Origin of the sequence: Xanthomonas sp. LMG 12461 (assembly GCF_009192935.1) — a bacterium.
GTDB classification, from domain to species: domain Bacteria; phylum Pseudomonadota; class Gammaproteobacteria; order Xanthomonadales; family Xanthomonadaceae; genus Xanthomonas_A; species Xanthomonas_A sontii.
Genome location: NZ_NQYT01000030.1, coordinates 1 through 10,890, shown reverse-complemented (window position 1 = coordinate 10,890; position 10,890 = coordinate 1). Strand labels below are relative to the sequence as shown.

The following is a 10,890-nucleotide window of genomic DNA, read 5'->3' as shown; positions in this document are numbered from 1 at the left end:
GCGCCCATGCGGGTGTGCTGGCCCAGCCCAGCACACCCGCATGGGCGCTGACCCTGCTGGCGCTGTCTCTGGGCCTGTGGCTGCACCTGCTCTACGCGTACCTGGACACGCTGCTGCTCATGCCCGGGCGCGCCCTGCACCGCGTGCGCCACCTGCTCGCCCACGGCGTGCGCCGCGAGGCACTGATCGAACGCGCCGCCCCGACCGGGGTCGAGGTCAAGGGATGGCCGCAGCTGTCGCTGACCCTGGCCTTCGACAACCTGTCCGGCACATCCATCCGCGACACCGTGTTGATCGTGGACCGCAAGCCGGCGCAACGCCGCTTCGAGAGCGGGCGCACCGTGCCGCTGCGGCTGAGCACCGCGCCGGGCGCCGCGCCGAACCTGGTATTGGAGGACGCCGAGCCGGCCCTGGACCGCGCCAGCCTGTGGCGACGCGCGGCCGGCGCCGTGCTGCTGGTGGTCCTGGTCGGCGCGGCCTACGTGCTGGCCTGGCGCCTGCAGAACCGCGGGCTGGGCTGGACCTTCCTGTCCTTCAACCACCCGCTGCTGATGAGCGCGCTGGTGCTCAACGGCTACGTGCTGGCGCTGCGCGTGATCCTGCGCGTGATCCGCCACAACGCCACCGACGAGACCCTGAAGTACCGCGGCTTGCGCGCGCGGGCGCGGGTGCTGGACGTGCGCCAGACCGGCACCACCCTCAACGAGCAGCCGCAGGTGGAATTCCGCGTGGCGTTCGAGGACGCGTCAGGCAACCCGAACGAGGCGACGATGCGGCGGTTCGTGTCGCTGCTCGACGTCGGACAACTGCCGCGCGACACGGTGTCGGTGCTGTACGACCCGCAACACCCCGCCCGCGCCGACCTGGAGCTGCCATGAAGACGCCACCCACCCCCGTGGTCTTCGCCGGCGTGGTGCTGCTGCTCGGCGGCCTCGCCTTCGCCGGCGGCGCCTGGGACACCATCCGCGCCACCCTGCAGGCGGGACCACGTCTCTCGGCGGCCGACCTGCAGTCCCCCTCCAAGCCGCAATCGCTGGCGGCGCCGACCCCGACTGCCCATGCTGCCGACACCGAACCGTCGCCGACGCCGGCACCACGCGGCAACCTGCTGTTCGACCCGCAGCGGCTGCGCGCGGCCCGGCAGGCGCTGGCGGACCTGCCCGACCTGCAGGGCCACGACCTGCGCGTGTTCCATGCCGTGCATTTCTACGACAACCGGATCGGACTCGAACTGCTGGACCCCGCACAGCCGGACCACGTGGACGAATACAGCTTCCACGACGAGGCCTGGCACAAGGATGCGCCAGTGAATCCGCGCATGTTCGGGCCGTTCCTCAAACCGGCCACCGACACCGCCGCGCTGCAGGACATCGATTTCGAGGGCGCCCACCGGGTGGCCACGGCCTTGCAGGAACAGGGCGAGGCGCTACAGGCCGAGCCGGAGAAGGTGGATCACGTCTACGTGCTGATCGGCCGGCGCGGCCGCCTGCGCTGGATGCCGGACGGCGTGCAAGGCGATCGCGTCAGCGTGGGCATCGAGTTCGATGCACAGGGACGGCCGCGCGGCATGCAGCGCCAGTAAGCCGTGGCGCTTGCCACGCGGCAGCACCACATCACGTCATCTCGCAGGAGCGGCTCTTGTCCCCTTTTCGGGGATCAGCCGCGACAGGCTTTACCGGGATCGCCCGTCGCGGCTGACAGCCGCTCCTACGCGCGCCGCGACAGATACGCCCATCCAGCGTACGAACACGCGACCGAACGCGACCGTCAGTCGACCAGACGCAGCCGCAATTCCTTCGGCAGGGCGAACACCATCGACTCCGGTTCGCCCGCCAGTTCCGACACGCCATCGGCGCCGAGTTCGCGCAGCCGCGCGATCACGCCGTCCACCAGCACCTGCGGCGCCGAGGCGCCGGCGGTCAGACCGATGCGGCGCTTGCCGGCGATCCAGGCGGGATCGATCTCGTCGGCGCCGTCGATCAGGTAGGACTCCACCCCGTCGCGCCGCGCCAGCTCGCTGAGCCGGTTGGAATTGGAGCTGTTCGGCGAACCGACCACCAGCACCAGGTCGCACTCCTTGGCCAGGTCGCGCACCGCGTCCTGGCGGTTCTGGGTGGCGTAGCAGATATCGTCGTTCTTCGGGCCCTGCATCGCCGGGTAGCGCGCACGCAACGCCTCGATGATGCCGCGGGTGTCGTCCACCGACAGCGTGGTCTGGGTGGTGTAGGCCAGGTTCTCCGGCTGCTGCACGTCCAGCGTGGCGACCTGCTCGATGTCCTCGACCAGGTAGATGCGCCCGGTGCCGCACTCGCGGTCCCACTGCCCCATTGTGCCTTCCACCTCCGGGTGGCCGGCGTGGCCGATCAGCACCACGTCGCGGCCGGCGCGGCAGTGCCGGGCCACCTCGAAATGCACCTTGGTCACCAGCGGGCAGGTGGCGTCGAACACCTTCAGCCCGCGCCGCTCGGCCTCCTGGCGCACCGCCTGGGCCACACCGTGGGCGCTGAAGATCACCGTGTTGCCGTCGGGTACCTCGTCCAGTTCCTCGACGAAGATCGCGCCGCGCTGCTTGAGGTCGTCGACCACGAAGCGGTTGTGCACCACCTCGTGGCGCACGTAGATCGGCGCGCCCAGGGTTTCGATGGCGCGCTTGACGATCTCGATCGCGCGATCGACGCCGGCGCAGAAGCCACGGGGGTTGGCGAGCAGGACATCCATTAGCTAGATCCGCCGGCCGCAGGGGGCCAGGCGCTTCGACAGGGAGAGTGGCACCGATTATCCCGCTTTTCGCTTCGCCTTGCCGTCGAACACGCCGAACAGGGCGATGCCGATGGCGCCGGCGACGATCGCCGAGTCGGCGATGTTGAACGAGGGCCAGTAGTGCTCGCCCACGTACCACTGGATGAAATCGACCACGTGGCCGTGCATCAGCCGGTCGATCACGTTGCCGATCGCCCCGCCGATCACCAGCGCGTACGGCAGCGCGCTGCGCCACTCGCCGCGCGGGGTGCGCGCCAGCCACCAGGCCAGCAGGGCACTGATGCCCACCGCCAGCGCGGTGAAGAACCAGAGCTGCCAGCCGCCGGCCTGGCTCAGGAAACTGAATGCCGCGCCGGTGTTGTAGGTCCGGTACCAGTTCCAGAAGCCGGGAATCACCGGCACCGCGGTGAACTCGGGCAGGCTGGACAGCACCCAGGCCTTGCTCCACTGGTCCAGGCCGATCACCGCAGCCGACAGCAGCAGCCAGATCAGGGCGGAGGGGTTGGGTCGTGCGGTCATGCGGGAAGTCCGCCTTGGGCGAAGAAGGAAAGGAAGGATGGCCGGCGCCGCAGCCACGGCGTCGCCGCCGGCCCCGGCGACGCGCAAGCCGCGTGGCCGGGGACGGCACTCAGAACCAGCGGCGCTCCTCGCCCGGTCCTTCGATGTTGCTGACGCAGCGGCCGCACAGTTCCGGGTGCGCCGGGTCGGCGCCGACGTCGGCGCGGTAGTGCCAGCAGCGCACGCACTTGGGCTTCTCGGTGGCCTGGGCGCTGACGAAGATCTCGTCGGTGCTGGCCTCGCGCACCACAACGTCGCCGCTGATGAACAGGAAGCGCAGCTCTTCCTGCAGCGGCTGCAACTTCGCCGCGGTGGCGGCGTCGGCGGCGACGGTGATCTCCGCCTCGAGCGCAGCGCCGATCACGCCGTTGCCGCGCATCGGCTCCAGCACCTTGGCCACCTGCTCGCGCAGCGCCAGCAACCGCTCGAAGTCGGCCGCGCTCAGCGCCGCGTCGTCCGGCAATGGCGCCAGGCCTTCGTACCAGGTCGCGAACAGCACGTTGCCCAGGTGCGCGCCCGGCAGGTAACCCCACAGTTCGTCGGCGGTGAAGCTCAGGATCGGCGCGATCCAGCGCACGAAGGCCTCGGCCACATGGAACATCGCGGTCTGCGCCGAACGCCGGCCAAGCGAATCCTCGGCCATCGTGTACAGCCGGTCCTTAGTCACGTCCAGGTACAGCGACCCCAGGTCCACGCTGCAGAAGTTCAGCAGCGCCTGCACGATGGCGGCGAAGTCGTAGCGCGCGTAGGCGGCCTTGATCTGCTCCTGCACCTCGTAGGCGCGGTGCACGATCCAGCGGTCCAGCGCCACCAGTTCCGGCAGCGGCCGCAGGTGCAAGGCCGGGTTGAAGCCGTGCAGGTTGCCGAGCAGGAAGCGCGCGGTGTTGCGCAGGCGCCGGTAGGCATCGGCATTGCGCTTGAGGATCTCCTGCGACAGCGACATCTCGTTGCTGTAGTCGGCCGAGGCGATCCACAGGCGCAGGATGTCCGCGCCCAGCGTCTTCATGATGTCCTGCGGCTCGATGCCGTTGCCCAGCGACTTGGACATCTTGCGGCCGTGCTCGTCCACGGTGAAGCCGTGGGTCAGGCACTGCCGGTACGGCGCGGCGTGGTCCAGCGCCACGCCGGTCAGCAGCGAGGACTGGAACCAGCCGCGGTGCTGGTCGGAGCCTTCCAGGTACAGGTCGGCCGGCTTGGGCAGGCCGCGCTCGGTCAGCACCGCCTCGTGGGTGACGCCGGAGTCGAACCAGACATCGAGGATGTCGGTGATCTTCTCGTAGTCGCCGGCTTCGTCGCCGAGCAGCTCGGCGGCGTCCAGCGCGTACCACACGTCCACCCCGCCCTCCTCGACGCGGTCGGCGACCTGGCGCATCAGTTCGGTGCTGCGCGGATGCGGCTCGCCGGTCTCGCGGTGCACGAACAGCGCGATCGGCACGCCCCAGGTGCGCTGGCGCGAGATCGTCCAGTCCGGGCGCCCGGCGACCATGCCGGCGATGCGCGCCTGGCCCCAGGCCGGGTACCAGTGCACGCCCTCGATGGCCTGCAGCGCCTCGGCGCGCAGGTTGGCCTGCTCCATCGAGATGAACCACTGCGGGGTGGCGCGGAACGCGATCGGGGTCTTGTGCCGCCAGCAATGCGGATAGCTGTGGACCATGCTGGCACGCGCCAGCAGCAGCCCGCGCGCGGCCAGCAGGTCGGCGATGACGTCGTTGGCCTTCCAGATGTGCAGCCCGGCCAGCTCCATGCCATCGACCGCGGGGGTCGACGGCAGGTACACGCCGCGCGCATCGACCGGGTTGATCTGCGCAGCGCCGTAGCGCTCCAGCAAGCCGTAAGGCTTCACCGCCACGTAGTCCTCCTGGCCGTGGCCGGGCGCGGTGTGCACCGCGCCGGTACCGTCGGTGTCGGACACGTGGGTGCCGATGATCACCGGCACGTCGCGCTCGTCGTAGAAGGGGTGCGCCAGCACCTGGTGTTCCAGCGCCGCGCCGGCGACGCGGCCGTGCACCACCACCTCATCCACCCCGTAGCGCTGCAGCGCGCGCTCGGCCAGCGCGTCGGCCAGCACCAGCCAGCGGCGGCGGCCGTCGCGGGCCGGGCCTTCGACCAGCGCATAGACCAGCTCCGGCCCCAGCGACACCGCCAGCGAGGCCGGCAGCGTCCACGGCGTGGTGGTCCAGATCGGCACGGCCACTTCGGCACCGTCCGGCAGGGTCGCACCGAACGCGGCGGCCAGCGCCGCGCCGTCGCGGGCCGTGTAGGCCACGTCCACCGTCGGCGACTGCTTGTCGGCGTACTCGATCTCGGCCTCGGCCAGCGCCGAGCCGCAGTCGAAGCACCAGTGCACCGGCTTCACGCCGCGGGTCAGGTGGCCGTTCTCGACGATCCGCGCCAGCGCACGGATCTCGTTGGCCTCGAAATGGAAGTCCAGCGTGCGGTAGGGGTTGTCCCAGTCGCCGATCACGCCCAGGCGCTTGAAGTCGCGGCGCTGGATGTCGATCTGCGCGTTGGCGTATTCGCGGCACTTCTGCCGGAACTCCACCGCATCCAGCTTCACTCCGACCTTGCCGAACTTCTTCTCGATCGCGATCTCGATCGGCAGGCCATGGCAGTCCCAGCCCGGGATGTACGGCGCGTCGTAGCCGGACAGGTACTTGGACTTGACGATGATGTCCTTGAGGATCTTGTTGACCGCATGGCCGAGGTGGATCGCGCCATTGGCGTAGGGCGGGCCGTCGTGCAGCACGAACAGCGGCCGGCCCTGGGCGTTGTCGCGCAGCCGCGTGTACAGGCCCTCGCTCTCCCAGCGCGCCAGGATGTCCGGTTCGCGCTTGGGCAGGTCGCCGCGCATCGGGAACTCGGTCGCCGGCAGATGGAGGGTGGCTTTGTAGTCCTGGGTCACGGGCAGTTACCGGTCGGTGGTCTTCAGGGGGAGATCCGCGCGCGGGGCGGCGGACACGGGCGGCAGGCCCGCGCCAGCAGGCGCAGCGAGCAGTTGCCGCGCCAGCGCGGCGTCGCGGTGCATCTGCGCGGTCAGCGCCGGCAGATCGGCAAAGGTTTCCTCGTCGCGCAGCTTGGCGACGAACTCCACCTCGATGTGGCGACCGTACAGGTCGCCCTGGAAATCGAACAGGTGCGCTTCCAGCAGCGGCTCCACGCCCTGCACGGTCGGGCGGGTGCCGAAACTGGACACCGACGGCCACGGCTGCGCCGCCACCCCGTGCACCCAGGTGGCGTAGATGCCGGACAGCGCCGGGGTGCGGGCGAACCGCAGGTTGGCGGTGGGATAGCCGAGCGTGCGCCCGAGCTGCTTGCCGCGCACCACGCGGCCGCCGATCGCATACGGGCGGCCGAGCAGTTCGGCGGCATGGGCGAACTCGCCAGCCACCAGCAGCTCGCGGATGCGGGTGCTGGAAATGCGCTCCTCGCGCAGGTGCACCGGCGCGATCTCGTCGGCGGCAAAGCCATGCTGGGCGCCCAGCGCACGCAGCAGCGCGATGTCGCCGCCGCGCTTGTGACCGAAGCGGAACGCCGGGCCGATCCAGACCTCGCGCGCGCGCAGGCGCTCGACCAGCACGCGCTGCACGAAGTCCTCCGCGCTCATCGAGGCCATGCGCCGGTCGAAGCGCAGCAGGCCGACGCTGTCGATGCCGAGTTGGAGCAGGCCCTGCACCTTGGCCCGGGCCAGGGTCAGCCGCGGCGGCGGCGCGGCCGGGGCGAAGAACTCGCGCGGCAGCGGCTCGAAGCTCAGCGCCACCGCCGGCACGCCCGCTTCGCGCGCGCGCGCGATCGCCTGCCGCACCAGCGCGCGGTGGCCCAGGTGCAGGCCATCGAAGGCGCCGATGCAGACCACGCTTCCCTGCGGGAACAGGGTCCCGCCCTCGACGTCTCTAAACAGCCTGCTCATTCCTCGGTCCGAAGCGCCGGCGCAGGAAGCGCCGGTCGATGATGCGTAACCGTCGAGTATAGCGGGTGGGGGCTTGGCTCGGGGCTCGGGACGGCAGCATCGGCGTGCGGAGCCAGACCGCCGCCAGGCGATCCGGCGAAAACAAAGTGATCACTTTTCTGTGGGAGGGACTTCAGTCCCGACGGGCTTTCCCGGGAAGGCCCGTCGGGGCTGAAGCCCCTCCCACAATGCAATCGCAAGCGCTTAGCACTCCCGGGTCCCGGGTCCCGGGTCCCGAACCCCGGCTTCAATGCTCGCGCAGATCCCGCGGCCGGAACCCCAGCGCCAGCAAGGCCAGCAGGTACACCGCGCCGCCGCCGCCGACCAGCAGCAGCAGGCCGCCGATACGGTGCCACTTGTCCATGCCGGTGAACGCCGGCAGCCAATGCTGACCCAGCAGCAGCACCGCAACCATGGGCGCACAGGCAAGGCCCAGCCGCAGCAGGTAACCGCCCCAGCCCGGCTTGGGCTGGTAGACCTGGTCGCGGCGCAGCCAGCGCCACAGCAGCGACAGGTTGAGATAGCTGGCGACCGCACTGGCCAGGCCCAGCGCCAGGTGCAGGCCCGGCACCGCCGCCAGCGCCGCACGCACGCCCTGCGCGCGCAGTTCCGCCGGCACCCACAACTGGTACAGGATCGCCAGGAACAACAGGTTCAGCGCCATGTTGGCGACCAGCGCGGCGACGCCGGCGCGCACCGGCGTGCGCGTGTCCTGGCGCGAGTAGAACGCCGGCAACAGCACCTTGAGCAGGGCGAACGCCGGCAGGCCGAAGCTCAGCCCGAACACCGACATCGCCGCCATGCGCGTGTCGAAAGCGGTGAACTTGCCGTACTGGAACAGGGTCGCCACCAGCGGCTGGCTCAGCAACATCAAGCCCAGGGTCGCCGGCACCGCGATCAGCAAGGTGGTACGCAGCCCCCAGTCCAGCGCGTTGGAGAACCCGGCGCGATCGGTTTTGACGTGGTGCCGCGACAGCGCCGGCAGGATCACCGTGCCCAGGGCCACCCCGAATACGCCCAGCGGCAGCTCCAGGAAGCGGTCGGCCTGCGACAGCCAGCTCTGCGACCCGGCGTACAGGAACGAGGCGATCACCGTGTCCAGCAGCAAATTGATCTGCGCGATAGAGGAGCCGAACAGGGTCGGCACCATCAGGGTCAGCACCCGGCGCACGTCCGGATGCTGCCAGCCCCAGCGCGGCAGGGTCAGCAGGTCGATGCCGCGCAGGGCCGGCAACTGGAACAGCAACTGCAGCACGCCGGCCACCAGCACCGCCCAGCCCATCGCCAGGATCGGCACCTGCAGCCGCGGCGCCAGCCACAATGCGCCGGCGATCATGCACAGGTTGAGGATCACCGGGGTCAGCGCCGGCAGGCCGAAGCGATGGAAGCTGTTGAGCGCGCCGCCGGCCAGCGCGGTCAGCGACACGAACAGCAGGAACGGGAAGGTCAGCCGCAGCAGGTCGACGATCAGCCCGAACTTGGCCGGATTGTCGATCGAGCCAGGATTGAACAGCATCGCCATCTGCGGGGTGAAGATCAGCCCCAGCGCGGTGACCAGCAGCAACACTCCGCCCAGGGTGCCGGACACCCGCGACATCAGCGCGCGCAGGTCGGCGTGCGGGCGGGTTTCCTTCACCTCGGTGAACACCGGCACGAACGCGGTGGCGAACGAGCCTTCGGCGAACAGCCGGCGCAGGAAGTTGGGAATGCGGAACGCTACCCAGAACGCATCGCTGGTGGCGTTCGAGCCGAAGGAATAGTTGATGGCCTGGTCGCGCACCAGGCCCAGCAGGCGCGACACCATGGTCATGCTACTAAACGACAGCAGCCCGCGGAGCATGCGCGGCTGGCTCATGCGGCAGCCCTCTTGACAATTGACTTGACGCGAATATTCGGACGCTTCATACTCTCCCGCTTGTTTTTATCCACCACACAGCTTTCCAGGAAACCACCACCGTGGCCAATATCAAGTCCGCCAAGAAGCGCGCCAAGCAGACCGTCGTGCGCAACGCGCGCAACACGGCTCAGCGTTCGATGCTGCGCACCGCCGTCAAGAAGGTCATCAAGGCCCTGGACGCCAACGACGCAGCCGGCGCCGAAGCCGCTTTCGCCATCGCCCAGCCGATCCTCGACCGTTTCAGCTCGCGTGGCCTGATCCACAAGAACAAGGCTGCCCGTCACAAGAGCCGCCTGAGCGCCCGCATCAAGGCGATCAAGACCGCCGCCTGATCGGCTGCCGTCGACGCCGGAAGCGCCCACGCTTCCGGCAGCACCACGAAAAAGCCCGGCCTCGGCCGGGTTTTTCGTGTGCGCGTCACACTGCCCCGCGCGCCGCGGGACGGCGCGACGCTCAGGAGGCATTGGCGGCCGCCTCCAGCGCCTCCTCGCGCTGGCGGTCGAAGAACGCCATCACGTCCTTCATGATCGGCCAGGTGCCTTCGCGACCCAGCGCCGACACCAGGTACCAGGGTTGGGTCCAGCCCAACTCGGCGACGACCTGGTCGGCCAGCGCCCGCGCCTCGTCCTCGAACATCAGGTCGGCCTTGTTCAGCACCAGCCAGCGCGGCTTGGCCAGCAGCTCCGGGTCGTGCTTCTGCAGCTCGCGCTCGATCGCCCGCACCTGCTCGGTCGGCGACACGCCGTCCACGCCGCCTTCCATCGGCGCCAGATCCACCAGGTGCAGCAGCAGGCGGGTGCGCTGCAGGTGGCGCAGGAACTGCGCACCGAGGCCGGCGCCGTCGGCGGCACCCTCGATCAGCCCGGGAATGTCGGCGATCACGAAGCTGCGATAGGCCTCGACGCTGACCACGCCCAGGTTCGGATACAGCGTGGTGAACGGGTAGTCGGCGACCTTCGGCGTCGCCGCGGACACGGCACGGATGAAGGTGCTCTTGCCGGCATTGGGGAAGCCCAGCAGGCCGACGTCGGCCAGCAGCTTCAGCTCCAGCTTGAGCGTGCGCTCCTCGCCCTCCTCGCCCGGCGTCGCCTTGCGCGGCGCGCGGGTCACCGAACTCTTGAAATGCATGTTGCCCAGGCCGCCCTTGCCACCCTGCGCGACCAGCAGGCGGTCGCCATGCGCGATCAGGTCGCCGATGACCTCGTCGGTCTCGACGTTGATCACCACAGTGCCGACCGGCACGGTGATGGTCAGATCCTCGCCGGCCTTGCCGTACATCTGCCGGCCCATGCCGTTCTCGCCGCGCTGCGCACGGAACGCGCGCTGGTGGCGGAAGTCGACCAGGGTATTGAGATTCTCGTCGGCGACCAGCCACACGCTGCCGCCGTTGCCGCCATCGCCACCGTCGGGCCCACCCAGCGGGATGAACTTCTCGCGGCGAAAGCCGATGCAGCCATTGCCGCCATTGCCGGCCGTGACCTGGATTTCCGCTTCGTCTACGAGTTTCATGGATAACAACCGGGAATGGGGAATGGTGAATCGGGAATGGGAAAAGCGAGCCATCGCCGCGGCGACGATTCTATGTCGCAGCCACAGATCGGCAAAATCCATCACTGCATTGCCTGACGCAACCAGGACAGGGCGAGTTCACGGGAGGCGCCTTTGCCCATTCCCGATTCCCCACTCCCCATTCCCAGCCGCAAAACAAAAACCCCGCCGAAGCGGGTTT

The 10,890-nt window shown here is 69.5% G+C and carries 9 protein-coding genes; 3 read left to right on the top strand and 6 right to left on the bottom strand.

Going from position 1 to position 10,890, the window contains the following annotated elements; genetic code table 11:
- The coding region (locus CEK68_RS08435) for a hypothetical protein (RefSeq protein ID WP_152239131.1) at nucleotides 1–878 on the top strand (878 nt) is incomplete at its 5' end.
- Nucleotides 875–1,582 (top strand): hypothetical protein, encoded by a 708-nt coding sequence (locus CEK68_RS08430; protein WP_152239130.1) that lies wholly within the window; start codon nucleotides 875–877, stop codon nucleotides 1,580–1,582. The genes CEK68_RS08435 and CEK68_RS08430, both read left to right, overlap by 4 nt.
- A 185-nt stretch (nucleotides 1,583–1,767) precedes the next feature.
- Here CEK68_RS08430 and ispH read toward each other — a convergent pair whose 3' ends face one another.
- From ispH to murJ, 5 genes are all read right to left on the bottom strand, one after another.
- Complete coding sequence (ispH, locus tag CEK68_RS08425) at nucleotides 1,768–2,718, bottom strand: 4-hydroxy-3-methylbut-2-enyl diphosphate reductase (RefSeq protein ID WP_017907393.1); 951 nt, start codon at nucleotides 2,716–2,718, stop codon at nucleotides 1,768–1,770.
- A gap of 57 nt (nucleotides 2,719–2,775) precedes the next feature.
- On the bottom strand, nucleotides 2,776–3,279 hold the full coding sequence (gene lspA, locus CEK68_RS08420) for a signal peptidase II (protein WP_017907394.1): 504 nt from the start codon (nucleotides 3,277–3,279) through the stop codon (nucleotides 2,776–2,778).
- Nucleotides 3,280–3,388: 109 nt separating this feature from the next.
- Nucleotides 3,389–6,220: an isoleucine--tRNA ligase gene (gene ileS / locus CEK68_RS08415; protein ID WP_152239129.1), complete on the bottom strand. Its 2,832-nt coding sequence runs from the start codon at nucleotides 6,218–6,220 to the stop codon at nucleotides 3,389–3,391.
- 6 nt (nucleotides 6,221–6,226) lie between these two features.
- Nucleotides 6,227–7,225 carry a bifunctional riboflavin kinase/FAD synthetase gene (locus tag CEK68_RS08410; RefSeq protein WP_152180458.1) on the bottom strand — a complete coding sequence of 333 codons (999 nt, stop codon included), beginning with the start codon at nucleotides 7,223–7,225 and terminating at the stop codon, nucleotides 6,227–6,229.
- A gap of 286 nt (nucleotides 7,226–7,511) precedes the next feature.
- Entirely contained in the window at nucleotides 7,512–9,104 is a 1,593-nt protein-coding gene (murJ, locus tag CEK68_RS08405; protein WP_193314140.1) for a murein biosynthesis integral membrane protein MurJ, read from the bottom strand.
- A 116-nt stretch (nucleotides 9,105–9,220) separates the two neighbouring features.
- On the opposite strand from murJ, the gene rpsT reads away from it, so the two are divergent.
- Nucleotides 9,221–9,493, top strand: a complete 273-nt coding sequence (rpsT, locus tag CEK68_RS08400) for a 30S ribosomal protein S20 (RefSeq protein ID WP_010341167.1) — start codon at nucleotides 9,221–9,223, stop codon at nucleotides 9,491–9,493.
- A gap of 121 nt (nucleotides 9,494–9,614) precedes the next feature.
- Here the strand turns inward: rpsT and cgtA are convergent, their stop codons facing one another.
- Complete coding sequence (cgtA, locus tag CEK68_RS08395; protein WP_152236218.1) at nucleotides 9,615–10,670, bottom strand: Obg family GTPase CgtA; 1,056 nt, start codon at nucleotides 10,668–10,670, stop codon at nucleotides 9,615–9,617.
- Nucleotides 10,671–10,890 lie beyond the last annotated feature (220 nt).